The 25,283-nt window shown below is 42.0% G+C and carries 25 protein-coding genes; 18 read left to right on the forward strand and 7 right to left on the reverse strand.

Features of this window, described 5'->3' with window-relative positions:
• Positions 1-388 precede the first annotated feature (388 nt).
• Positions 389-1,390: a tryptophan--tRNA ligase gene (gene trpS / locus RZ44_RS01540; RefSeq protein WP_035807695.1), complete on the reverse strand. Its 1,002-nt coding sequence runs from the start codon at positions 1,388-1,390 to the stop codon at positions 389-391.
• A 370-nt stretch (positions 1,391-1,760) separates the two neighbouring features.
• On the opposite strand from trpS, the gene spxA reads away from it, so the two are divergent.
• The 5 genes from spxA to RZ44_RS11525 all read left to right on the forward strand — a co-directional run bounded on the left by spxA (position 1,761) and on the right by RZ44_RS11525 (position 6,398).
• Entirely contained in the window at positions 1,761-2,159 is a 399-nt protein-coding gene (spxA, locus tag RZ44_RS01545; RefSeq protein WP_026860018.1) for a transcriptional regulator SpxA, read from the forward strand.
• Positions 2,160-2,331: 172 nt separating this feature from the next.
• Complete coding sequence (gene mecA / locus RZ44_RS01550; protein ID WP_035807697.1) at positions 2,332-3,000, forward strand: adaptor protein MecA; 669 nt, start codon at positions 2,332-2,334, stop codon at positions 2,998-3,000.
• 65 nt (positions 3,001-3,065) lie between these two features.
• On the forward strand, positions 3,066-4,040 hold the full coding sequence (locus RZ44_RS01555) for a competence protein CoiA (protein ID WP_035807702.1): 975 nt from the start codon (positions 3,066-3,068) through the stop codon (positions 4,038-4,040).
• A gap of 55 nt (positions 4,041-4,095) precedes the next feature.
• Positions 4,096-5,901 carry an oligoendopeptidase F gene (gene pepF / locus RZ44_RS01560; protein ID WP_035807704.1) on the forward strand — a complete coding sequence of 602 codons (1,806 nt, stop codon included), beginning with the start codon at positions 4,096-4,098 and terminating at the stop codon, positions 5,899-5,901.
• Between the two features lie 305 nt (positions 5,902-6,206).
• Complete coding sequence (locus tag RZ44_RS11525; RefSeq protein WP_035807705.1) at positions 6,207-6,398, forward strand: hypothetical protein; 192 nt, start codon at positions 6,207-6,209, stop codon at positions 6,396-6,398.
• Between the two features lie 163 nt (positions 6,399-6,561).
• Here RZ44_RS11525 and RZ44_RS01570 read toward each other — a convergent pair whose 3' ends face one another.
• From RZ44_RS01570 to RZ44_RS01580, 3 genes are read right to left on the reverse strand one after another with little or no spacing between them, the layout of a single operon-like run.
• Positions 6,562-7,338 (reverse strand): DsbA family protein, encoded by a 777-nt coding sequence (locus tag RZ44_RS01570; RefSeq protein ID WP_052108998.1) that lies wholly within the window; start codon positions 7,336-7,338, stop codon positions 6,562-6,564.
• A gap of 56 nt (positions 7,339-7,394) precedes the next feature.
• Positions 7,395-7,763 (reverse strand): globin domain-containing protein, encoded by a 369-nt coding sequence (locus tag RZ44_RS01575; RefSeq protein ID WP_035807710.1) that lies wholly within the window; start codon positions 7,761-7,763, stop codon positions 7,395-7,397.
• On the reverse strand, positions 7,763-8,350 hold the full coding sequence (locus tag RZ44_RS01580; protein WP_035807712.1) for a CYTH domain-containing protein: 588 nt from the start codon (positions 8,348-8,350) through the stop codon (positions 7,763-7,765). The genes RZ44_RS01575 and RZ44_RS01580 overlap by 1 nt, the downstream gene beginning before the upstream one ends.
• Positions 8,351-8,503: 153 nt before the next feature.
• On the opposite strand from RZ44_RS01580, the gene RZ44_RS01585 reads away from it, so the two are divergent.
• The 4 genes from RZ44_RS01585 (at position 8,504) to fabI (ending at position 12,188) form a co-directional block, all read left to right on the forward strand.
• Positions 8,504-9,124 carry a GTP diphosphokinase gene (locus tag RZ44_RS01585; protein ID WP_035807713.1) on the forward strand — a complete coding sequence of 207 codons (621 nt, stop codon included), beginning with the start codon at positions 8,504-8,506 and terminating at the stop codon, positions 9,122-9,124.
• A gap of 18 nt (positions 9,125-9,142) precedes the next feature.
• Positions 9,143-9,937: an NAD kinase gene (locus RZ44_RS01590; RefSeq protein ID WP_035807715.1), complete on the forward strand. Its 795-nt coding sequence runs from the start codon at positions 9,143-9,145 to the stop codon at positions 9,935-9,937.
• A 21-nt stretch (positions 9,938-9,958) separates the two neighbouring features.
• Entirely contained in the window at positions 9,959-11,338 is a 1,380-nt protein-coding gene (gene mgtE, locus RZ44_RS01595) for a magnesium transporter (protein WP_035807716.1), read from the forward strand.
• An 82-nt stretch (positions 11,339-11,420) separates the two neighbouring features.
• Positions 11,421-12,188 carry an enoyl-ACP reductase FabI gene (gene fabI / locus RZ44_RS01600; RefSeq protein WP_035807719.1) on the forward strand — a complete coding sequence of 256 codons (768 nt, stop codon included), beginning with the start codon at positions 11,421-11,423 and terminating at the stop codon, positions 12,186-12,188.
• Between the two features lie 29 nt (positions 12,189-12,217).
• On the opposite strand, the gene RZ44_RS01605 is transcribed toward fabI, so the two are convergent.
• Together RZ44_RS01605 and RZ44_RS01610 are read right to left on the reverse strand one after the other, a co-directional pair.
• Positions 12,218-12,730, reverse strand: a complete 513-nt coding sequence (locus RZ44_RS01605; protein ID WP_035807721.1) for a 2'-5' RNA ligase family protein — start codon at positions 12,728-12,730, stop codon at positions 12,218-12,220.
• A gap of 66 nt (positions 12,731-12,796) precedes the next feature.
• Positions 12,797-13,522 carry an alpha/beta hydrolase gene (locus RZ44_RS01610; RefSeq protein ID WP_035807723.1) on the reverse strand — a complete coding sequence of 242 codons (726 nt, stop codon included), beginning with the start codon at positions 13,520-13,522 and terminating at the stop codon, positions 12,797-12,799.
• A gap of 141 nt (positions 13,523-13,663) precedes the next feature.
• On the opposite strand from RZ44_RS01610, the gene RZ44_RS01615 reads away from it, so the two are divergent.
• Together RZ44_RS01615 and RZ44_RS10960 are read left to right on the forward strand one after the other, a co-directional pair.
• The gene (locus RZ44_RS01615) at positions 13,664-14,764 is read left to right on the forward strand and encodes an AI-2E family transporter (RefSeq protein ID WP_035807725.1); all 1,101 of its coding nucleotides are present in this window, start codon (positions 13,664-13,666) and stop codon (positions 14,762-14,764) included.
• 100 nt (positions 14,765-14,864) lie between these two features.
• A complete protein-coding gene (locus tag RZ44_RS10960) occupies positions 14,865-15,641 on the forward strand; it encodes a M23 family metallopeptidase (protein WP_052108722.1) in 777 nt (258 codons plus the stop codon).
• Positions 15,642-15,668: 27 nt separating this feature from the next.
• Here RZ44_RS10960 and RZ44_RS01625 read toward each other — a convergent pair whose 3' ends face one another.
• Positions 15,669-16,061 carry a hypothetical protein gene (locus RZ44_RS01625; protein ID WP_035807749.1) on the reverse strand — a complete coding sequence of 131 codons (393 nt, stop codon included), beginning with the start codon at positions 16,059-16,061 and terminating at the stop codon, positions 15,669-15,671.
• A 288-nt stretch (positions 16,062-16,349) separates the two neighbouring features.
• Between RZ44_RS01625 and RZ44_RS01630 the strand changes: the two genes are divergently transcribed.
• The 7 genes from RZ44_RS01630 to RZ44_RS01660 all read left to right on the forward strand — a co-directional run bounded on the left by RZ44_RS01630 (position 16,350) and on the right by RZ44_RS01660 (position 25,097).
• A complete protein-coding gene (locus RZ44_RS01630; RefSeq protein ID WP_035807751.1) occupies positions 16,350-18,089 on the forward strand; it encodes a GMC family oxidoreductase in 1,740 nt (579 codons plus the stop codon).
• An 81-nt stretch (positions 18,090-18,170) separates the two neighbouring features.
• Positions 18,171-18,968 carry a gluconate 2-dehydrogenase subunit 3 family protein gene (locus tag RZ44_RS01635; RefSeq protein WP_035807753.1) on the forward strand — a complete coding sequence of 266 codons (798 nt, stop codon included), beginning with the start codon at positions 18,171-18,173 and terminating at the stop codon, positions 18,966-18,968.
• Between the two features lie 137 nt (positions 18,969-19,105).
• The gene (locus tag RZ44_RS01640) at positions 19,106-20,836 is read left to right on the forward strand and encodes a GMC family oxidoreductase (protein ID WP_035807754.1); all 1,731 of its coding nucleotides are present in this window, start codon (positions 19,106-19,108) and stop codon (positions 20,834-20,836) included.
• 11 nt (positions 20,837-20,847) lie between these two features.
• A complete protein-coding gene (tatC, locus tag RZ44_RS01645) occupies positions 20,848-21,693 on the forward strand; it encodes a twin-arginine translocase subunit TatC (protein WP_052108723.1) in 846 nt (281 codons plus the stop codon).
• A gap of 129 nt (positions 21,694-21,822) precedes the next feature.
• Positions 21,823-23,322 carry a UDP-N-acetylmuramoyl-L-alanyl-D-glutamate--2,6-diaminopimelate ligase gene (locus RZ44_RS01650; RefSeq protein ID WP_035807756.1) on the forward strand — a complete coding sequence of 500 codons (1,500 nt, stop codon included), beginning with the start codon at positions 21,823-21,825 and terminating at the stop codon, positions 23,320-23,322.
• Positions 23,297-23,551 (forward strand): YueH family protein, encoded by a 255-nt coding sequence (locus RZ44_RS01655; RefSeq protein ID WP_035807758.1) that lies wholly within the window; start codon positions 23,297-23,299, stop codon positions 23,549-23,551. The genes RZ44_RS01650 and RZ44_RS01655 overlap by 26 nt, the downstream gene beginning before the upstream one ends.
• Complete coding sequence (locus RZ44_RS01660; protein ID WP_035807759.1) at positions 23,541-25,097, forward strand: peptide chain release factor 3; 1,557 nt, start codon at positions 23,541-23,543, stop codon at positions 25,095-25,097. Before RZ44_RS01655 ends, RZ44_RS01660 begins: the two co-directional genes overlap by 11 nt.
• Positions 25,098-25,283: the final 186 nt, after the last annotated feature.

Raw genomic sequence — 25,283 nt, forward strand, 5'->3', positions numbered from 1 at the left:
TTTACACCGCAATGAGCGAGCGTCATCCCCGGGAAAGCGCGTTTGCACCGCAATGAGCGAGCGTCATTCCCGGGAAAGCGCGTTTACTCCGCAATGAGCGAGCGTCATTCCCGGGAAAGCGCGTTTACTCCGCAATGAGCGAGCGTCATTCCCGAGGAAGCGGCGTTTACACCGCAATGAGCGAGCGTCATTCCCGGGAAAACGGCGTTACTCCGCAATGAGCGAGCGTCATTCCCGAGGAAGCGACGTTTACTCCGCAATGAGCGAGCGTCATCCCCGGGAAAGCGCGTTTGCACCGCAATGAGCGTGCGTCGCCTGTTCCGCCACGCAGACAACAAAAAAACCTGCACGACAGATCATGTCCGCGTGCAGGTTCCCATTTTAAAGTTTATTTTTTACGCTTACGGCCGAGGCCCATTGCACGTTCCATTTTTTCAACCATTCTGTCAGCTTTGCGTGCTGCTTTATCGCGGCCCGCATCAAGAATGTCGTCCAGCTCTTCGCTGTTTAAGTAGTAGTTGTATTTTTCCTGGAATCCGATAAGGAATTCTTTAACGACCTCGCCAAGATCTTTTTTGAAGTCTCCGTAGCTCGAGTCCTTATACTGCTCGGTAAGCTGATCGATCGTTTTATCAGTTAATGAACTGTAAATAGTCAGCAGATTGGAAATACCTGGTTTGTTTTCTTTGTCGAACTTAATTTCAGTATCTGAATCGGTAACAGCAGAACGGATTTTCTTCGCTGCCTGGTTCGGATCATCAAGCAGAGTTATGAACGATTTCTGATTATCATCACTCTTACTCATTTTTTTCGTAGGTTCATTCAGACTCATAATACGTCCGCCGACTGCCGGTGTTTTAATTTCAGGCAGTGTGAAGATGTCGTTATATTTAGCGTTGAAACGTTCTGCGACGTTTCGCGTAAACTCGATGTGCTGAGTCTGATCATCACCGACAGGTACTACGTCAGCGCTGTATAGAAGAATATCTCCCGCCATTAAAGCGGGGTATGTCAGCAGGCCGACAGATATACCGTCGCGCTGATTTTGTTTGCGTGCTTTATCTTTAAATTGTGTCATACGCTCGAGTTCACCGATATATGAAGTACATTGCAGCATCCATGCTGCTTTTGAGTGTGCTGAAACTTCACTTTGAATGAAGAGTGAAATTTTTTCCGGATCAAGACCGCTGGCAAGATAAATTGCAGCGAGTGCACGTGAGTTTTCACGCAGTTTTAAACGGTCCTGGGGAACAGTAATTGCGTGCTGATCCACAATACAGAAATATGAATCGTACTCGTCCTGTAATTCAACGAATTGTTTATACGCGCCAATGTAGTTTCCGATTGTTGGAATACCGCTTGGCTGAACGCCTGAGAATAATGTTTTCATTAATGTCACCTACATAGTTTTAGTTAGTCTCTTAATATTAATACTCTTTTTGCCGCAGTGCAATCAAGTGGCTGAATAAATGAGTATATATAGGAAAATATTTGTTCAGGGGGAGTATTCATTCTCAGGTTGTATATACTTTGACCTTATTTGATGTTATAATAAACACAAGGAACAGATGTTACACATTAATTTCAGATTAATTAATAATTTTTAAGATTATTACAATATTCTCATTTTATTTTAATGTTTGTTACCTATAATAAGAATTGTCAGCAAGAGGCATAGTTACATACTGGTGAGATGTTTGGATATTGCTCCAAACGGGTATAGACTCTTGTTAGAATTAAAAAATTGGAGTGTGAGTTACATGGTAGTACTATTTACTTCTCCAAGTTGTACGTCATGTCGTAAGGCAAAAGCATGGTTGCAGGAAAACGATATTCCATACACGGAACGCAATGTATTTTCCGAACCGTTAACTTTAGACGAAGTTAAATCTATTTTAAGAATGACAGAGTACGGGACTGAAGAAATTATCTCGACTCGCTCTAAAACTTTCCAAAAATTAAACGTTGATATTGAGAGCCTTCCTATGAATGAGCTGTATACTTTAATTATGGAGAACCCTGGTTTACTGAGACGTCCTATTATTATGGATGAGAAACGTTTACAAGTGGGCTACAACGAAGATGAGATCAGACGATTTTTACCACGCAGCATAAGAACATTGCATCTAATCGAAGCTAAACGCCTGGCAGAACTGTAATTTAATATTTGTAAGATGACTAATTTGATATATATATAAAGTTCGGGACGCCTGCAGATGATTTGCTATCTGCGGGCGTTTTAACATATAATAGTAAGACAAATCTAGAATTTGGTATTATATTGTAATCCCTAGTATAATAGGCAGAAATGATGGTAAGGGAGTGAGCAGGATGAGAATTGAGAGAGTGAACGACTCAACCATTAAATTCTTCTTAACATACAGCGACATTGAGAGCCGCGGTTTTAACAAAGAAGATTTATGGATGAACCGTCAGCGCGGCGAAGAATTTTTCTGGACGATCATGGACGAAGTTAATAATGAGCAGACAGATGATTTTGCAATGGATGGCCCTTTATGGATCCAGGTGCATGCGTTCGACAAAGGTATCGAAGTCGTTGTGTCTAAGTCCCAGAATGAACATGATCCGTATGGCATGGAGCCGTATGCCATGAATATTGAAAACCGTGATATCGAATCATTTATCGATAAAGCCATCGATGAACGTAAAACAGACAATAATAAATTTGATGTTCCAGTCATTAGCGAACCTCTGATGGTTCACTTTAATGATTTTGAAAATCTTATAAAATATTCCCATGAAGTTGAAGTGGATGAAACACTGTATGAAGATTTACTGTACGTTATTGACGGTAAATACTACTATCAGATGTTCTTCGACTACAGAACGCATTTCGACAGAATGGAAGGGATTGAGTCAAAGCTGCTTGAATACAGTGAGCCGACAACAATTGCCAGTGCGCTTCTGGATGAATATGGAAAAATTATCATGAGTAATAATGTGAGATCACAGGTCAGAAGATATTTTCAGGAAAATTAAATAACTTGTACGAAAAAAAAATAAAACCTCCTTTTTGCCTATATATAGGTAAAGGAGGTTTTTTTATGTTTATAGCAAACGATGAAGACGGCATTCAGGTACTGGCACACGATGCTGTAAAATCTGCAAAGTATTTCTGTCCGGTGTGCAGTATGCCGGTTGTCCTGAAAGCGGGGAACATAAAGGTGCCGCATTTTTCGCACCATCATATACTGCAGTGCAGCAGATATTTATACAAACGGGAATCGGTGCTGCATTTAAAGTTAAAACACGATTTATATTTGGAACTGAATCGCCATTACAACACAGCTATGGAGTATTACCTTGAAAGTATAGAGCAGATACCCGATCTCCTTATTGAGTATGATCTTGCACTTGAAATTCAGCTGTCAAGAATCAGTCCGGAATTAATATTGTCTCGTACAGAAGGTTATTACAAGCTCGGTATGCGTGTAATCTGGCTGCTTGACGAGAAGGAAATTAAAACGGATGGGACATACATCCATTTAAATCATTTTCAGCTGGCAACAATGACCGGTAATGCAATATATACTGTCGATACGGAAACGCTCGTCATCACAGCATGGCATATTGGACACAGCGGGGGGCTGAATCGTTTTACGTACCAGACTGAGCGTCTCGTGACGGCGGAGCTTTTGGCATATAAGCCGTGTCCGGAGTGGAGCGAGACCCACCTCTTGTCAAAGTCTGCTGTGAAGCGTCTGATTCAAAGAGAGAAGGCTCAGAAATCAGTGCTGAACCCGACTTTAACGTATATGTATCAGCTGGCAATGGCATCTGACGATTTTCCGGAATTTCTTTATATTACCAGTTTTGAAGAAAGATATATTTTAAATTCACCAATCGAGTGGAAGTTATATATTTATTACCATTTATCGAATGGTATTTTTGACCGTGATCAATTTACGGACTTTATCAGACTGCGCAGCATTTCCAACATTCCGGACAAAAAAACAGTCGTCCGGTCACTTCTTGTTTTTTACTTGAAAGTTTTTCGGATTTCGAAAGATATTGCTTGAAATAAAATTAATTTATTGAGAAAATTGTGTTACTAATAAACGGAGGTTTTTATACATGGGGAAATTAATTACAAGAGAAGAGCAGCAGCTCGAAAATACATGGGATTTAACGACAATTTTTAAATCGGATGAGGACTTTGAAGCAGCATATAAAGTGCTTGAAGGAAAGATTGCTGATAATGACCAGTTTAAGGACGGATTTGATTCAGCAGAAAAACTGGCGGATGCCCTTGAACTTGAGCGCACGCTGGATACAGAGCTTGGACAGCTTTTTGTGTACGCTCACTTAAAACATGATCAGGATACGTCAAATGATACATACAGCGCGCTTGAAAGCCGTGCGAGATCACTGGCGGTAAAATATTCGACAGCATGGAGCTTCCTCGTTCCGGCAATTATGGCGATTCCTGAAGAGACATTAAAAGAATATGCAGAACATCCACGACTCAGCGATTTCAAGTTCGATCTTGAAAAGCTGAATAAACAGCGCCCGCATATTTTAAGTGATAAAGAGGAGCAGCTTCTTGCCGCGGCGGGAGAAGTTATGCACACGCCGACACAGGTCTACGGCATGTTCAATAATGCGGATGTTGACTTTAAACCGGCGGTTGATAAAGATGGCAAGGAGCATGAACTGACGCAGGGGAATTATGTAGAAATGCTGAAGTCATCAGACAGAAGTTTACGGGAATCTGCCTACATCAATTTATACGGCGAATACAATAAATTTAAAAATACACTCAGTCAGACACTTGCCGGGGTGGTAAGTACACATGCATTCAGCTCGGATGTCAGAGGTTATGAATCGAGCCGTCAGCAGGCCTTATCGAATAATCACATTCCGGAATCTGTTTACGACAATCTCGTCAATACCGTAAACGATAATCTGCATCTTCTGCACCGATACACAGAACTGCGCAAGAAGTTTCTCGGTGTCGATGAACTAAAAATGTACGATATGTACGTGCCTTTAGTTGAAGATACAGATTTTGAAATGTCTTACGATAACGCCAAAGAATGGCTTGTAAACGCACTTCAGCCGCTTGGTGAGGAATATGTAAACATCGTTAAGGAAGGGCTTGAGAACCGCTGGGTGGACGTCTATGAAAACAAAGGGAAGCGGACAGGTGCATATTCATCAGGTACTTACGGAACGAATCCTTTTATCCTGATGAACTGGCAGAATAACGTGAACAATCTGTTTACACTGGCACACGAGTTCGGTCATTCAGTACACAGCTACTATTCACGCAAACACCAGCCTGCAAATACGAGCGGCTACTCGATATTCGTCGCAGAAGTTGCAAGTACATTTAACGAAGCTCTGCTCGCGGATTATATGTTTAACAAGCTTGAAGATAAAAAGCAGCAGCTGTACTTATTAAACGAACAGCTTGAAGGATTCAGAGGCACTGTATTCCGCCAGACGATGTTTGCTGAGTTCGAACACGCGATTCATGTCATGAAAGAATCAGGTGAACCGCTGACTGCAGGCGGACTGAGTGAAGTATACGGCAAACTGAACAGAAAATATTTCGGTGAAGCGGTAAATTACGACGATGCAATTAACGTGGAGTGGGCAAGAATTCCCCATTTCTATATGAACTATTATGTATATCAGTATGCGACTGGATATGCAGCCGCTGCAAGTCTGTCCAAACAGGTTCTTGAAGAAGGCGAAGAAACTGCAAAGCGTTACATCGATGAATTCCTGAAAAAAGGATCTTCGAACTATCCGATTGAAATACTGAAAAATGCCGGTGTCGACATGACAACGAGCGAACCGATAAAAAATGCACTGGATGTTTTTGAAGCTCAATTAACAAAATTTGAAGAATTACTCGCAGATTTACAAAAATAAGTTTGTGAATTCGTTTACATTATGACAATAATGTGAAAAACTGTTCAAAGTGTTGATAGAAGCTTGATAGCGTGCTATATTTAACTCATGAAAATTTTATCACTGAAACATACCCCTTTGTTAACAGTGAGAAATTTCTCCCATCCCCTTTGTTTGAGTAGCACATTATAGAAGATGTGCTACTTTTTTTATGCGCAGTTTTAACAGAATATTATAAAAATGAACCATCTGTGATATATATCACAGATGATTTTTTTATTTTACTTATAATTAAGTTAAGAATAAAAGTACAGGGAGGGACGACTATGAAAAAGAATACTGTAAATGAATTAAAAGAACAGCAGATTCATGATGAAACACAGTCTTTAAAAGGAACGCTTTTTGCAACTGTCGTCATCGTCGGAGGAGCAATTGTGTTATGGACGCTTGTATTGCTTATTTTATTTATCAGGCGTTCGCACTTGGCATGGGACCGCCGAGCCATAAAGAGACGATAGATCCTGGAAAGGTGGAAACGACAGCACCTTTCGATAAGCCTGGAGTATATGAAACTGGAGATATTAATTCTTTAAGCATAAATCTCTCCCTCCTTATAAGGCCAGTATAATACAAAAACGTCCCGTATAAGCTGTTTTCAGCTTCAGCGGGACGTTTTTAAGTTTATACTTTCGTCTGCAGCCGTATCGATGATTGTTTTAACTGATAGAAAGACTGGTTGTTTAAATTCACTTCATCGATTAAACGCTGCAGGCGAAGTTTTTTGAGTTCGTTCAGCAGTAACCCTGCACGCCATTCAAAAATAGTTTTCAGTTCTTCGAAACTGACGAGTTCGTGGGCTCTTATATAATCAATAATACTCGGCAGCTGTCTTTTTTCTATTTCGATACCGATCAGTTCGTTGATGATATAAGTGTAAATGTGATACGGATAACATCCTTCAACTTTTACCCCTTCCGACTTTACATCGCCGGAGAAGAAGACCATTGCAGGCAGGCTTTCAATATCCATTTCCCTGAACACCGACAAATCGTATTTAAGCATCGCATCCAGTGTCGGAGATTGCAGATCCTCATGGAATGACTGAAGGTCAATTCCGGCAAGCCGGGCGCTCTCATCAATCATTTCTTTCGTACATATCGTATTTGACGGACTAATCCGGTTAAAGATATACCTGATAAAGGCACGGGCTTTCGACTGGCCCTGAATTTCCGCCGCTTTATATGCAAGTGCAACGTTATCGTCGCTCGAAGTTGACTGTGCCTGGCACTTTGTCAGCACTGACAGCGACGGTGCAAGTATTTTTTTAACACTTATATGTCCGCGGTATTCAATCAGTAATTTATTTATAATGGGCTCCATAGCAATACAGTCATTTGAAAATGGATCAAAGAAATAAAATATTTCGACTGTACGATCCGACTGCTCCAATAACAGCATGTCTTCACTATTATTTTTGCTCACGTATTTCACCTCTGTATTTTTGTTGACGGCTGTCAGTTTTCACTGTTAACCATATGATTCGCAGTGAGGGTATAGCGTGCCATCAAATACTCACGTAATTCGTCCTCTATACCGACGTCCAGTATTGCCTGATTCATATTTTCGAGCCATGCTTCTGCACCTGCAGGGGTAATGCGAAAAGGCATATGCCTCGCCCGGAGCATCGGATGACCGTACTTTTCATTATATAAATTAGGTCCGCCGAGAAACTGTGTCTGAAAAAGTTTCTGCTTGTAGGCTGTTTCTGTAAAGTCTTCGGGAAACAGATGATTAATCCGGTCGTCATGCTTCACATAATCATAAAATATATCGATCATCCTGTGAAGTTTTTCTTCACCTATATCATTGTATGCTAAAGGCATCAGTTTACCCCTTTCTGCTGCTTCAATAAATTGTAAAAACGGGCGCTTTTAACAATTTCTTCTCGTCGTACGATACCATATTTATTCAGTATTTGCGCGAATTCCGACTTGCCTGTCCCGACATCGGGCGCCTCAAATTCAAGTTCGTAGTCGGCAGTTCCGAGATATGAGCTCTTATCCAGCACGAGCAGACCGCTGTGAGACGGTTTTTCGAGACGTTCTGTTATCAGCGAACCCTGGATTGCCAGATTGTTTACCGGGATGCCGCGTTTCGTCAACTGTTCGCGGATGTTTTCAGGAATGCTTTCTTCATCTATCCGGACACCTTCTGTGAGACTGATATCGGTAACACCCGAATACTCATATACGACGTGCTGCTCATCAGGAATTTTTACCGTCATCAGCTGTCTGCTGTCCTCGACGCGTATGCGGAGCATTAATAAATTGCCGATAAGCTGAAGTTCATCGTTATCTATGTAGTAATTAGTTAAATGCATCGGTTTTACTCTGGGGAAATGATCGTTCTGAATTTTACCGTATTCATTTTCCGTCAGCAGGTTTTTAAATTCTATTTCTTTTTCGAACATCAACTTCACTCCTTAAAGTTATTATCCTTAAATATTTAAAAGCTGTAAAGCAAACAGATTCTATATATAAGAATTCCCGTGATATGGTAGAATAAATTACGTCAGATGTAAAAAATACCGGCCTATACAGAGGAGTCTGGAGGATGAATTGAATTGGAAGAATGGAGTATATTTTTAGCACCGTACAGACAGGCGGTGGAAGAACTTAAAATTAAACTTAAAGGGATCCGTAAAGATTATCAGATTACGAGTCAGTCCTCGCCAGTAGAGTTTGTGACGTCTAGAGTTAAACCCGTACAGAGCATTATAGAGAAGGCGAGTACGAGAAATATTCCTTATGATAATCTGCGTGCACAGATGTACGATATAGCCGGAATCCGCATTATGTGCCAGTTTGTGGATGACATCAGTGTTATCACCGATCACATCAGATCGCGTAATGACATGAGAGTCATTGAAGAACGCGACTATATTGAGAATACAAAAGAGAGCGGCTACCGTTCCTATCACATTATTATCGAGTATCCGGTAGAGAGCGTGAACGGTAAAATTAATATTCTGGCCGAGATCCAGATCCGTACGCTCGCAATGAACTTCTGGGCAACGATTGAGCATACTCTGAATTACAAATATTCCGGGGAGTATCCGCCGGAAATTAAAGACCGGCTGCAAAATGCAGCTGAAGCGGCTTATTTACTGGATAAGGAAATGTCAGAGATCAGGGAAGAAGTTCAGGAAGCACAGAAATACTTTTCGAAAAAGCGCAATATATAAAAGAAATCAGGTGATGATATGAGGTTTGCTGTAGTTTCAAAAGGAGATACAAAATCAAATGCACTGACTGATAAGATGATGAACTATATGCTCGGCATGGATATGGTGCTGGATGAAAAGTCACCGGAAATCGTCGTTTCTGTCGGCGGGGACGGTACACTGTTGCAGGCGTTTCACCGTTATCAGCACATCGTCAGCGATGTATCGTTTGTCGGGGTGCATACAGGACATCTCGGGTTTTATGCGGACTGGGGGCAGGACGAAGTCGAGCGGCTGATTATGGCCCTTAAAAACGATGACTTTGAAGTTGTCGAATATCCGCTTGTCGAAGTGATGATTCATTACGATAAAGTCGGTATGGAAACGAAGTATCTCGCATTGAATGAAGCGACACTCAGAATGACGAACGGTTCGACGCTCGTTATGGACGTGGATATCAGAAACCGGCACTTCGAACGTTTCAGAGGGGACGGTCTCTGTATATCGACCCCGTCGGGCTCGACAGCATACAATAAAGCGCTTGGCGGAGCAATTATTCATCCGTCCATCGAAGCCGTGCAGATGACTGAAATCGCATCGATAAACAACCGTGTGTTCCGTACAGTGGGCTCACCGCTCGTGCTGCCGAAACACCATTTCGTTAACGTCAGACCAGTTAACAGTGAAGAGTATCAGATGACGATTGATCACGTGAATCTGGTGCATAAGGGTGTCAAATCGATTCAATTTTCGGTAGCGGAGGAGAAAATCCGTTTTGCACGCTTCAGACCGTTTCCGTTCTGGCAACGAGTGCACGATTCATTCATTTCATAAAAGTTTTTGTTGAGAGTGGGTATGAATATGTCAAGAGACGATAGAGAAATAGATTTCGAAGCAGTAAGACAGACTCTGGTGCAATATCTTGATGAAGAGAATCTCGATGGTTTCAGAGAAGTTTTTATGGAGCTGCACAATTATGAACAGGGTGAAATTTACCAGACGATAACAGATGAACAAAGGAATACATTATATAATTTTTTAAGTCCAAAGGAAGTGTCGGACTTCTTCGATCTGCTTGAACTTGAAGCGGATGAATACGAGGAACTGCTCGATAAGATTGATGCACGTTATGCAGCAAATATTATCGGCGCGATGCAGTATGATAACGCGGTTGATATTTTAAATGAAATATCTCGTGAGAAGATGACGACATATCTGCCGCTTATGGATAAAGAAGACGCTGGTGAAATACGGAGTCTGATGAACTACGAAGAAGACACTGCCGGCGGTATTATGACGACAGAGATAGTAAGTATTAACAGCCAGATGACTGTCCGTGAAGCAATGCGGTACTTAAAAGAAGTAGCGCCTGACTCAGAAATGATTTACTATCTCTTTGTTACAGACACGAAGAATCATCTGGCAGGAATTATTTCCCTGAGAGAGCTGATAGTTGCCGATGATGATGAGTATATCGGTGACGTCATGACTGAACGCGTTGTTTCCGTACGCGTGTCTGATGACCAGGAGGAAGTCGCGCAGATTGTACGCGACTATGACTTCCTTGCAGTGCCGGTTGTTGATTTTCAGGACCATCTCGTCGGTATAATCACTGCCGATGACATTATGGATGTTATTCATGAAGAAGCCGGGGAAGACTATTCGAGACTTGCCGGTATGAGTGACAATGAAAGTACATCCGACAATGCTGTGGAAACGGCAAAAAAACGTCTGCCGTGGCTGATCGGCCTGACATTTATGGGTATGCTGACAGCATGGATGCTGTCGTTCTTTGAAGACACGCTGGCACGTGTTGTACTCTTAAGTGCATTTATTCCTGTCATCAGCGGGATGGCGGGGAACACGGGTACACAGTCTCTGGCTGTTGCTATCCGGGGGATATCCACAGGAGAAATTAAAGAATCAAGCAAACTGAAGCTCGCCGGACGCGAACTCGGTTCCGGATTCATTACAGGTATTGTCTGCGGTATTGTTATTTTTCTTATAATTATCGTAATGTACCGCGAGCCTGTACTCGGAATTATTGTCAGCGGGAGTCTGATTGCTTCCATGTCCGTAGCGACGATTATCGGTACTGTTGTGCCGCTCCTCATGAATAAAATGGGCATTGACCCCGCGATTGCGAGCGGTCCGTTTATTACTACGGCAAACGATATTATCAGTCTGCTGATTTATTTTGCACTCGCAAATATATTTATGTCGAGCTTATTATAATGATATTTCTTGCAATAAAGCCTAATAGAATGTAGATTAGTAGTAGGTACTAATACTAGGGATGAATTAGGAGGATTTCTGAATGGATTTATCAGGTAAAACATACGTAATTATGGGTGTAGCAAATAAAAGAAGTATTGCCTGGGGTGCAGCACGCGCTCTGGACAAAATGGGTGCACGACTGGTATTCACAATTTTAAGCGAACGTTTCCGCAAAGAGCTTGATAAGCTTCTCGTTGAACTTGAAGGTGACCACGACATTATCGTCGAGTGTGATGTTACAAGCGACGAGGATGTTTCGAAAGCATTTAAGGAAATCGGTGAAAAAACTGACGGTATCGACGGTGTTCTTCACGCGATTGCATTCGCAGATAAAAACGAATTAACCGGCGGTTACAGCGAAACTTCACGTGACGGTTTCAAAATGGCGCTCGACATCAGTGCCTACTCATTAACAATCGTTTCAAAATATGCCAAAGAAATTATGAATGAAAACGGCAGCATCGTAACGATGACTTACCTTGGCGGAGAACGCGCAATGCCTAACTACAACGTCATGGGTGTAGCTAAAGCAGCACTCGATGCAAGTGTACGCTACCTTGCTTATGATCTTGGGGAACAGGGTATCCGTGTCAACGCAGTATCAGCAGGCCCGATCCGTACGTTAAGTTCGTCAGCTGTTGGTGAATTCAAGTCAATTCTTAAAGAAATTGAACAGCGTGCACCGTTAAAACGTAACGTTGACCAGCTTGAAGTCGGGAATACAGTAGCATTCCTGTTAAGTGAATTATCAAGCGGTATTACAGGTGAAGTGCTTCACGTGGACAGCGGTTACCACATTATGGCATAAAAAAACTCCCGAAAGGGAGTTTTTTCTTATTATTGCTGGCCTAATTTAAATGTTTCCGTAACGTGCCATATGCCGTTATCAAGCTGCACACACAGGCTGATTTTATCCAGTGTTTCAGAATGTTCGATTCCAATCATTTGAAGGTGGCTTAAAGTATCTTCAAATTTTTGTGCAGTATCTTCCTGAGCAAGTGTGAAGTGTGGAACGAATGGATGTGAAGCTTTACCGTAGAATCCGCCTTCGTTGAATGCATCGTGAATCGAGCTCAGTGTTTCGTTAGGTTCAACTTTAAAGTAAACAACCTGCTTTTTTGGAGCAAAGCTTGAAACTTTTTTAATTTCAATTTCCGTAGGCTGGTGTTTTGCCGCCACTTGTTTAATAAACTCTGCAATCTGAGGTTTTTCGTGCTCTTCTGCTTCGAAAGCTTCTTTCACTGTAATGTGCGGTGCGATATATGAATATCTAGCATCATAACGCTTACGATATTGGTTCACAGTGTCCTGAAGTTTTTTAGATGGAAATAATGCTATTCCAAATTTCATTTAAAATGCCTCCCTAAACGATTTGTTTCAAGTATATCATTTTACGAAATTAAATGTATACGTTTTCTATCCGAAAAAATGCATGAGTACGTTTTTGAGTTCGGGTTTCCATGTTTTCCAAATGTGTCCGCCTTCCAGTTCACGGTACGTGTATTCAAGCGGTTCATCTTCGAGCAGCTCATTCAGTTCGCGGTTCGGTGTCAGGAAATCTGCCTGTTTACCCATAATCGTTTTAAAATTATCTTCTTCAAGTCCTATTGTATGGTAAATATTTAAATTTATCAGGCTCATACTGTTTTTAAACCGTTCCATGAATGCATCATCGACAAACGGACTGAATGCAAGCGCCTGGCTGAAAGTGTTCGGATAAGTCAGTGCCACGGACAGTGCGAAGCTTCCTGCGAGACTTTCACCCATTAACAGCCGGCTGTTGGCCATTTTTAACGTTTTAAAATTGCTGTCGATAAAAGCGTTCAGCTCGCGTCCGACGAAAGTGACAAATTTTTCATGTTGTTCGCCGTTCGGACTGAAGTAATGATTGCGCCAGTCAACCGACGGATAAGGAATGCCGACGATTATCGTCCGGTCAAGTTCGCCGTCACGCTCCATTTTTTCAATCAGCCGTTCAATTTGCCCGTATTTAAAGAAATCCTGTGAATCAAAAGTAATAATGACATTATATTTATAAAGATCAGAATAGGATTTCGGCAGGTAATATTGTATTTCAAATGTTTCCCCGCAAACCTCCGAATCGAGGGATACGGTATGTACTTTTCCTGGTGTTTTATCCATATTAACGCCTCCTTATAATGTATATTACCAATTTGGGATAAGAGATAACATGTATTTATGAAACAGCGCCTATATAGTATGAAATTACATACAGTAATGATACAATATGAACAAACTAACTGACTTTAGAGGTGCCACTTTATGACTAATAAACTTTGGTTTCAAAGCGGTATAGCACTCATTATTACCTTTGTTTTAATTCTTCTTGTGATGCAGGTTCAAATTATTTTTGAACCGTTTATCACGATTATAATGACAATCTTTTTCCCGGTATTGATAGGCGGGCTGCTATACTACATAACCGAACCGATTCAGCGTTTTCTTGAAAAACGCAATGCACACAGACTCGTCAGTATTCTGGCAATATTTATAATTATAATGATAGTTATTACGATTGTTGCACTGACTGTAGCACCGATGGTTACAGAGCAGGTACAGAACTTAATTTCAAGGCTGCCGATACTGCAAAGTGAAGTACAGAATATAACAAATTACCTGCTGAGCCAGCGTGAGCGCCTGCCGTTCGACATCGATCTGGAGTCTGTTACACAGGATGCTCTCGATATGGGGACAAACATGCTGAGCGGCTTTGTCTCGAATGCTATAACAATTGTGACAAGCACAGTGAGTGTATTGTTAACATTAGTTCTCGGACCGTTTTTCTTCTTCTTTATGCTTAAAGACCACAATAAGTTTATTCCTGCAATGACATCTCCGTTCAGCGGTAAGTTTAAGGAATTTTTAATGGGTCTGCTGTACGATATCGACAAGACACTGCGCTCATTCATTCAGGGACAGATGCTCGTATCATTCATCCTGTGTATTATTTTATATATCGGCTACACGATTATTGGACTGGATTATGCGCTGCTGCTTGCAATCTTCGCACTGTTTATGAATATTGTGCCGTTTGTCGGACCGTGGGTGGCATTTATTCCGGCGGGACTCCTTGCATTGATCCAGGATCCGATTATGTTTATATGGGTCTCGCTTATCACTCTCATCGCCCAGCAGATTGAAAGTAATCTGATTACACCGAACGTTATGGGACAGTCGCTTGCACTGCACCCGTTAACAGTTATTACAATCGTGCTGGCTGCGGGGAATATTGCCGGATTTATCGGGATTCTTGTTGCAATACCAACATATGCTGTAATTAAGACGATTATCCAGAATATATGGAAGTACCGTACAAACCTGAAAGATACAATGCTGACAGATATGACGAAACCCAGCAGATAACATTTTGACCCTGTCCGGAATCCCGGATGGGGTCTTATTTTGATTGTCCATTTTTGTTCTCCCGTACGATATACAGTTTAGAAGACAAAGGGGGAGTCAAATGGATCCGATTACATATTTAATCAGTCAGGGATTTAAAGTCACATCCGATCCGGGGCGATACAAAAGCGGCATATGGGGACTCAGAAATTATACAGTCAACGGTTACAATTATGATAATTACTGCGGCGGCTACCACCGCGCTTATGATCTTGTGAAGTACGACCGGGCACCGGTGCCTGCAGTGTTTGACGGTGTTGTTTCTTCAGGAACAAAAAGTTACGGGAATTTCGGCGGCACTGTTGTAATTGCGAATAAGAATCTTGGTGTCCAGGTCATATACGGGCATCTCTCGCGGCCGCTTAATGTACGGCTGGGACAGTATATTAAACAGGGAGATATTATTGGTTATCAGAGCAATACGAATTACCAGAATATCAGGATGGACAGCCACCTTCATATACAGTTTCAAAATTACGGCTATATAAATTCTGAACGGAATTTTGTCTGTACTGGTATTAATCCTCTTACGATAAATGTGAATCAGCGCGTTTATAATGCAGCCTGGCTGTGGAGCGGTATGTTCACTGCCAAAAAAATTATAAATATCAGGGATTTTCCATCTTTAACGGGACGTAGAGTCAGTTTTACAGTGGTAAATTCAAAATTTTATTTCGATAAGCTGTATGACAACGATGGTTACTGGTGGATCAGATGCATACATAACGGACGTACTGTGTTTATTGCGTGCGGAAAGAAGGTCCCGGGGAAAGTGTTTAAGGAGACGGAGCTCTACGGGAGTGTTGACAGCCTTGATACGTCAAAAGGAAAAGAATAAAAAAATAAAAAATCCATGCGCACCTGATTAAGGCTGCGTATGGATTTCTTTGTCGTTGGTAATTTCGTGAAGCACCTTGTTGATTTCAACCTGATTGACTGCTTCCATTAAGAAATAAGCAATAATAGCGTATACGATAATACCGCCGATCAAGAGCAGGTTACTTTGAATTACGCTTAACAGTAGGGCCGGAAGGAATACTGCAAGTGTGAAAAGAACAAGCATCATAATTCTGTTTGAGCTGATGCTGCGCTTGGCATCTTCAAGTCTTGAATCATATTTCTGATTCACTTTTTCCATATTTACGTAACGGTCGTCGTTATAAACACTAGTAATATTTACCTTGCCGTGTAAATCGTCTTCTGTGAAACGTAAATCCATATGGCTGTTATTCCACGTGAGTAAATTAAAGAATGACATTAAGTTTCCACCACCTATGTTAAAATTGTAAAATTTAGTATATAATCTAATCATATTATATTTTAGAAGGGTGGTCAATACGGCTGACAGCACACCCGAAGAATATATTGTAATATCCAGACAGGTGAACAGCAAGTTGACTTTACTTGTAATATAATGAATATATCAGCAAGATAGTTCTTTCTGATTATACCATTATTGCTGTAGTGGTATGTCAATTTTTTATTACACAAATACATTATATAAAAACAAAATATTTGTTTTTGAATTTATTGGAGGCAGTTTTAATTGGTAACAACATTGGATAAAGTAGATGTAGTCACAGTTGGGGTCGGCTGGACTGGCGGTATTATCGCAGCGGAAGCGGGAAAAGCAGGACTTAAAGTAGTCGGGCTTGAACGCGGTAAAAATTATGATACATCAGATTATCAGCACGTGCACGATGAATTAAAATATTCAATCCGCTATGAGCTGATGCAGGATGTGTCTAAAGACACTCTGACTTTCAGAAACGAACCGGATCAGACTGCATTACCGATGCGGCAGCTTGGATCATTCCTTATGGGTGACGGACTTGGCGGCGCAGGTAAACACTGGAACGGAATGGTAAACAGATTCCTTCCTTATGACTTTGAAATTGCATCGATGACTGAAGAAAAATACGGCGAAGATAAGCTGATGAAAGATGACGGCTATACTTGGCAGGACTGGGGCATTACATACGACGAACTTGAGCCCTACTATACTAAAATCGAAAAAACAATGGGTATTTCGGGTGAAGACAAGGGGACAAACCCGTTCTGGGGAGAACGTTCTGAAGACTTCCCGACACCGCCTCTGTTAAAGACACCGATTTTAAGATTGTTTGAAGAAGGGGCTAAATCCCTTGGCCTGCATCCATTTATGATGCCTTCGGCGAACTTGAGCGAGAAGTACGAAAATCCGGATGGACAAACGATTAACCAGTGTCAGTACTGCGCATTCTGTGAACGTTTCGCATGTGAGTATGATGCAAAAGCAACACCGGACGTTACAGTAATCAGAACAGCTGAGAAGACTGATAACTTCACATTGCGTCTGCACTCAAACGTGACTGAAATCATTACAGACGAAGACGATGATTCAAAAGTTACAGGAGTTAAATTTGTAGACACAATTACAGGCGAAGAATTCATTCAGCCGGCTGACATTGTCGCGTTAACAAGTTATGTATTTAACAATTACAAACTGCTTGCAGTTTCGGATATTGGTGAACAGTACGACCCTGAAACAGAAGAGGGTACACTTGGAAGAAACTACACTTACCAGCTTCACTCGGGTGCAACAGGATTCTTCGAAGAGAAGAAATTCAACACATTCATGGGGGCAGGAGCGCTTGGTATGTGTCTGGATGACTACAACGGAGACAACTTCGACCACGAAGATCTTGACTTTATCCACGGCGGGTTAATTGACCAGCTGCAGATGGGCGCACGTCCGATTCTGAACAACACAGTTAAAGATGGAACACCTTCATGGGGAGAACAGTTTAAAGAGGAATCAATCAAGTATTACACTCAGTCACTGAGCATCGGGGGTATGGCAGGAACGTCGCCGCACCGTAATAACTATCTTGATTTAAGTGATGAGTACGATGATGTCTACGGCAATCCGCTTGTTGAAATGACATTCAACTTCCACGAGCAGGACCTTGCAAGATTCGAGTTCCTTAACGACCGCTGTGAAGAAATCATGACAGCAATGGGTGCGGATACTGTATCGGTAAAAGAAACACCAAGTGATTACGACATCGTCCCTTACCAGTTTACGCACAATGCGGGCGGAACTATTATGGGAGCTGATCCGGAAACAAGTGTTGTTAATAACTGGCTGCAGCACTGGGACCGCGATAACCTGTTTGCAGTAAGTGCCGGAAGCTACGCTCACATGAGCGGATACAACGCGACTCTTACTGTAGGTGCATTAGCTTACCGCTGTGCAGAAGGTATTATTGAATATTCTAAATCACCAAAAAGACTTGAATCATAAGAATCATGTTTTTTTAAAACTGGCAACAATCTGTGAAAACAGGTTTATAATAAATATATATTAAAATAGGGGGAGTATAAAATGGCGAAAACACCAAAAGAAAAAGAGTTTTCAAGACGCGACTTTCTGAAAACTACCGGTGTGGCAACAGGTGGAATCATCGGTGGATCTTTACTTGGCGGGCTGGTCGGTTTTAATCTCGACAGCTCATCCAGTGAGGAAGAAACTTCAACATCTGAAGAGACAGCTTCAGAAGAAACATCATCAGGAAGCAATACAGGCGGACTAACAGATAATTCACGTGTATTTTTCTCGAATGACCTGGATTTCAACACAGTTGAAGCAGCTATGGAAAGAATTTTTCCGGAAACTGAAACAGGCCCGGGTGCTGTGGGGTTAGGCTGTGCATATTATTTAGATGGTCAGCTTACAGGACAGTACGGCTTTAACTCTAAAGAGTACATGCAGGGACCTTTCCGCGAACCGTTACCGACACAGGGCTACCAGTCGAACTTAAACAGACGCGAATACTTCATGCTTGGTATTAACAAGCTGAATGAAGAGGCAAACAAGCGTCATGATGCAAACTTCCCGGATCTTGAAGATGGTCAGATGGATGAAATTCTGACTGACTTTGAATCGGGAGATGTAGACTTCGGTGTGCCTGCGCATACTGCAACAGCAAGCTACTTCTTCACAATGCTGCGTTCAGCGACAATTGAAGGAGCTTATGCAGACCCTGTATACCGCGGAAACCGCGATATGGCCGGCTGGAAGATGAAAAAGTTCCCAGGTCACCAGATGTCATATATTCAGTATATTGAAGATGATGAGTTCCATGAAATCGATCCGGAACCGGTATTTGGTATGGCTCACTAATATAATGTGCAATAATTCTCAGGCTCCGGTGAAATTCATCGGGGTCTGGATTTGATTAAACGGCAGAACAAGACAAAGAATGACTTAGGGGATTGTTTAAAAGATACAGTATTAAAATTTTTCAAGGGGGAAAAATTATGGTAACAACGTTAGATAAGGTTGATGTAGTAACGGTTGGTGTTGGCTGGACAGGCGGAATTATAGCAGCAGAAGCAGTTAAAGCAGGATTGACAGTTATGGGTCTTGAGCGCGGACGAAAACGCGGTACGCCTGATTATCAGCATGTACACGATGAGCTGAAATATGCGGTACGCTATGAATTAATGCAGGATACTTCTAAAGAGACAATAACTTTTAGAAATAAAAAAGAAGAAAAAGCACTGCCAATGCGTCAGCAGGGTTCATTTCTGCTAGGAGAAAACCTTGGCGGAGCCGGGACACATTGGAATGGTCAGACATGGAGATTCCTGCCTTACGATTTTGAAATTAAGTCGATGACAGAAGAGCGTTACGGTAAAGAGAAACTGCAGGAAGATGATGGATATACGTTTGAGGACTGGGGTATTACATACGAAGAACTCGAACCGTATTTCAACGCATTTGAAAAAACAGCGGGAATTTCCGGTGAGGAAAATCCGCTTGGAGGATTCCGTTCCGAATCCTATCCGACACCGCCGATGTTAAAATCGCGCAGTTTGAGAATGTTTGAAGAAGCAGCCAGCAATCTGGATCTTCATCCGATTATGATGCCGTCTGCGAACCTGAGTCAGGAATATGAAAATCCGGACGGTGAAACAATTAATGCCTGTCAGTATTGTGCGTTCTGTGAACGCTTTGCATGTGAATATGATGCGAAATCCACACCGGAAATTACAGTTATACAAACTGCACAAAAAAACGACAATTTTACGCTGCGTACACAAGCTAACGTTGTAGAAATAATTACAGATGAAGATGATGATTCAAAAGTATCAGGAGTAAAATTTGTCGATACATTAACAGGTGAGGAATTTATTCAGCCTGCTGAAATTGTAGCTCTGACAAGCTATATGTTTAACAATTATAAACTGCTTGCGGTATCTGATATCGGTGAACAGTACGATCCTGAAACAGGAAAAGGCACACTTGGACGCAATTACTGTTATCAGGTATTTGGTGGTGCGACAGGATTCTTTGATGAACAATTCAACACGTTCATGGGTGCCGGTGCATTAGGTATGGCACTCGATGATTACAACGGTGACAACTTCGATCACGAAGATTTGGATTTTCTGCACGGGGGTAATATATCAATTACACAAACCGGTGCAAGACCGATACTCAGCAATCCAGTACCGAGCGGTACGCCTGCGTGGGGTGAAGAGTTTAAAGAAGAATCTATTAAAAACTTCACAAGAGTTCTGTCGGTTTCCGGCCAGGGCGCAACAAGTCCGCACAAAGAAAACTATTTAAGTATGGATACAGAATATACGGATGTATATGGTGTACCGCTTGTGTGTCTGACTTATAACTTTACCGACCAGGACAGAGCGAGACAAAAATACCTTGCAGAACGTTCGGCTGAAATTTTAGAAGAAATGGGTGCGTCACAAGTCGATCCGGCACCTGAGATTACGGATTATAATATTGTTCCTTATCAGTCTACGCATAACACAGGCGGTACAACGATGGGTGCTGACCCGGAAACAAGTGTCGTCAATAATTATCTGCAGCATTGGGACCGTGATAACTTATTCGTAGTCGGTGCAGGAAATTTCCAGCACAACAGCGGTTATAACCCGACAGCTACTGTCGGTGCACTTGCATACCGCTGTGCAGATGGTATCATTAAATATGCTGAAGATGGCGGACGCCTAGAAGAAGAATAAGGTGATATAAAATGGAGCCGAAGAAAACTAAAAATCAAGGCCCTGAAAATAGAAATGTGAATAATGAGCCTGAACTCGTTACCAAACGCAAAAAGGTAACGAAAGAAGATCCGTATGCACCGCTGACTGATCATCTCGAGGACTTGAGATCAGTTCTCATTAAGTCTGCGGTTGCAATTACAATATGGTTCCTGATTATTTTCTCAACTGTCGGATGGTGGTTTCCCGTCGTCTCAAAAGGTGCGGATATCGTTGTCCTTGGACCGTTTGAAGTAATCCGCTTCTATTTAAGAACGTCGGGAGCAATCAGTATTGGATTTTCAATCCCGTTTATATGCTGGTTCCTGTGGCAGTTTATGAGACCGGGACTCGTGGAAAAGGAAACGCAATTCCTTAAAGGCTCACTGCCGGTTATGCTGATGCTTTTCGTAACCGGTCTGGCATTTGGATATTTTATTGTACACCCGCTGAGTTATTTCTTCCTTATTTCAATGGGGGAACAGAACTTTGACGTGCTGGTCACTGCTGATGAATATATGTCGTTCCTGTTAATAACGACGATTCCGTTCGGACTGGTTTTCCAGCTTCCGGTTGTTGCATTATTCCTTCATCACATAGAACTGTTAACAGTGGAAGTAATGACTTCGATGCGTAAGTATGCATATTTCGCACTGCTTGTCATTACGGCACTGATTGCACCGCCGGATGTGTTCACACATATGGTAACGCTGTTCCCGATGATTCTTTTATATGAGCTGAGTATTATACTCATTAAAAGAAAGGAACGGAAAGAAGCTGCAAAAGCGGCTAAAGAAGAAAAAGCACGTGCAAAACAGGAAAAGAAATCACAAAAATAATATAAGTTAAAACAAGCGGATACGGCAGCATTGCCATGTCCGCTTGTTTTTTAATGAAAAACTACATATCCCTATCTTTAAGCGGGTATTTTCATGTATAATTACTTAAGTTGAAAGGTGGTAACCGAGATGAAAACGACAATGCTTCTGTCTCTTTTAAAAATAAAAACCACATACGGAAATTTTCCGGAAACTGTTAAAGATATCACGACAGATTCCAGGGAAACACACGAAGATGCCGTATTTGTAGCGATAAAAGGTCATCAGACCGACGGCCTGAAGTTTGCCGGAGATGTAATTAAACGCGGCTGCCGCTTTATCATATCGGACCGCTATATTGAACTTCCTGCAAATATCGGATTGTTAATCGTAAAAGATCCGTCAAAAACAGCAGCGCTGTTTGCTGAGTATATATATGAATTTCCGCACGAATCGCAAACGATGATCGGAGTCACCGGCACAAACGGCAAGACGACAGTGTCGACGATGATTCATAATCTTAGCATGGCACTCGGCAAGAAAAGTGCCTACCTTGGCACGAATGGTTTTATGATTAACGAAATGCATATGGTGTCTCAAAATACAACACCTGAAACGACACGGCTGCACCAGCGTATAAGAGAAGCGCATGAAAATGATACCGAAGTGTTTACGATGGAAGTATCGTCACACGGACTGAAACTCGGCCGGACGTTCGGCATAGATTTTGATATTGCAATTTTTACAAACCTGACTCAGGACCATCTTGATTTTCATAACAGCATGGATGAATACGGACATATTAAAGGCCTGCTGTTTTCACAGCTCGGTCAGGATGTTAAAAAACATAAGTACGTCGTTTTGAATAACGATGATGCATGGTCTAAAGTATACAGCGACATGACTCCGTTCGAGACGATTACTTACGGCATGGATGAGAGTGCGGATTTTTATCCGTCGGATATTATAGGGAGTCTGGAAGGCTTTAGCTTTACGTTAAATACACCGGAAGGCAGTTTTGAAGTGAATTCCCCGTTCGTCGGTGAATACAATATTCAAAATCTGATGTGTGCGATTATAAGTGAATGGCTGCAGGGGTATAGTATTGAACGCATTCTTTCTGCAGTACCTGAAATGAAACCGGTTGAAGGCAGACTTGAAGTGCTGGATCCGTCACTGCCAATCGATATTATTATCGACTTTGCACATACACCGGATGCATTAAGAAAAGTAATCGAAACGGTGAAGCCTTTTGCAAAAGGCAGACTGATCTGTCTGATTGGAATGACTGGAGAACGTGATTATTCAAAAGGGGCAGAAATGGGTGAGATTGCAACGCTTGCGGATTACGCAGTGTTTACACCGGATAATCCTGCCAATGATGACCCGGATATGCTCGTAAAACTGCTCGCAGACGGGGCAGCTCACGGTAACTATATATCTTATACGGACAGGGAAGAAGGGATTATTCACGCGGTGGATATTGCCGAGCCCGGTGATACGATTATTCTGGCATGTAAAGGCCGTGAACCGTATCAGATTATGGAAAATTACGTAAAAGTGCCGCACAGGGACGATTTAATTGCACTGGACGCTGCATACAGAAAGTACCGGAGTGAAGAGTATGTTGACACAGACAATAAAATTTAACGGTACGGACTGTACAGCTTATACAGCAAAATACGAAGATACGTATATTATCAGCATACCTGAACTGGGATTCAGTATGCAGATGGACAGTAATCAGAGCGATGAGGAGATGACTGAAGAACTGATCATGCATCTCTTTACGCTGCTCGATGAAGATGAAAGCAGTTATGCTGCAGAAGTAATACAATCAGCAATTAAAGCTGAGCAAGGAGACAATAATGGATATTAAAGATGAAATACAGAAACGCAAGACGTTCGGTATTATTTCACACCCGGATGCCGGTAAAACGACACTGACGGAAAAACTGCTGTTATTCGGTGGTGCGATACGTGAGGCCGGAACGGTTAAAGGTAAGAAAACAGGGAAATTTGCAACGAGTGACTGGATGAAAGTGGAACAGGAGCGCGGAATCAGTGTTACGAGTTCGGTAATGCAGTTTGATTTTGACGGCTATAAAATAAACATTCTGGATACACCGGGACACGAAGATTTCTCGGAAGATACGTACCGTACACTTATGGCTGTGGACTCAGCTGTAATGGTTATCGATGCTGCAAAAGGTATTGAGCCGCAGACACTGAAACTGTTTAAAGTTTGTAAAATGCGCGGCATTCCTATATTTACGTTTATTAATAAACTGGACCGTGTCGGTAAAGAACCTTTCGAACTGCTTGAGGAAATCGAGTCGACTCTTGAAATCGAAACTTATCCGATGACATGGCCGATAGGTATGGGGCAGAGTTTTTTCGGTATTATTAACCGCCGTGAGCGTACGATTAACCCGTTCAGGGAAGAAGAAAAACTGACGCTGGATGATGATTATCAGCTGACTGAACCGCACAAAATTGAAGAAGATGCTGCATATAAAGATGCAATCGAGGAATTTATGCTCGTGGAAGAAGCGGGCGATGACTTTGACAAAGAGAAAATTGCAACAGGTGATCTGACACCGGTATTCTTCGGTTCCGCACTGTCGACTTTCGGTATTGAGGAATTTCTTGATACGTACGTTGACTTTGCACCGCAGCCGACTGGACGCGAAACGAAAGAGGGCGCTGAAGTCAGCCCGACAAACGAAGATTTCTCAGGATTTATTTTCAAAATTCAGGCCAACATGGATCCGAGACACCGCGACCGCCTTGCATTTATGAGAATCGTTTCAGGTAAATTCACAAGAGGAATGGATGCGGTACTGACGCGTACTAAGAAAAAGTCAAAAATTACACGTGCGACGATGTTTATGGCCGATGACAAAGAAACGATTGAAGAAGCATATGCCGGTGATATTATCGGCTTGTACGATACAGGTAATTATCAGATCGGTGATACTCTGTATAGCGGAAAACAGGTTGATTTTGCAGACCTTCCCCAGTTTACACCGGAGCTGTTTATGAAAGTTTCTGCCAAGAACGTCATGAAGCAGAAGCACTTCTATAAAGGAATCGAGCAGCTTGTACAGGAAGGTGCGATTCAGTATTATAAATCGATGCATACGAATCAGCCGATTCTCGGTGCAGTCGGACAGCTTCAGTTTGAAGTGTTCGAGCACCGCATGAAGAACGAGTACAATACGGATATTATTATGGAACCGGTCGGCAAGAAAATTGCACGCTGGGTTGAGAATGAGGAAGATATTAAAGATTCCATGAACTCACCGCGTGCCAACCTTGTGTATGACCGTTTCGACAGACAGGTATTCCTGTTTGAAAATGAATTCGCAATGCGCTGGTTCTCGGACAAGTATCCTGAAATTAAATTATACAGTCTGCTGTAAACAAATTTCACTTTACTTTTGACATTGAATAATTTATATTTAATAAGAATTGAAAAACACATATAACGAACCTGTTTTTAAGGGGAGTAACGAATAGGAGACTATCGGTGTGTCGTCACTACGGAGAAATCCCGGTGCGCCGAGCAATATAATATATTGTATCGTGAGACCTTAACAGACAGTCCT

The sequence above is a fragment of the Jeotgalicoccus saudimassiliensis genome (assembly GCF_000756715.1).
GTDB lineage: Bacteria > Bacillota > Bacilli > Staphylococcales > Salinicoccaceae > Jeotgalicoccus > Jeotgalicoccus saudimassiliensis.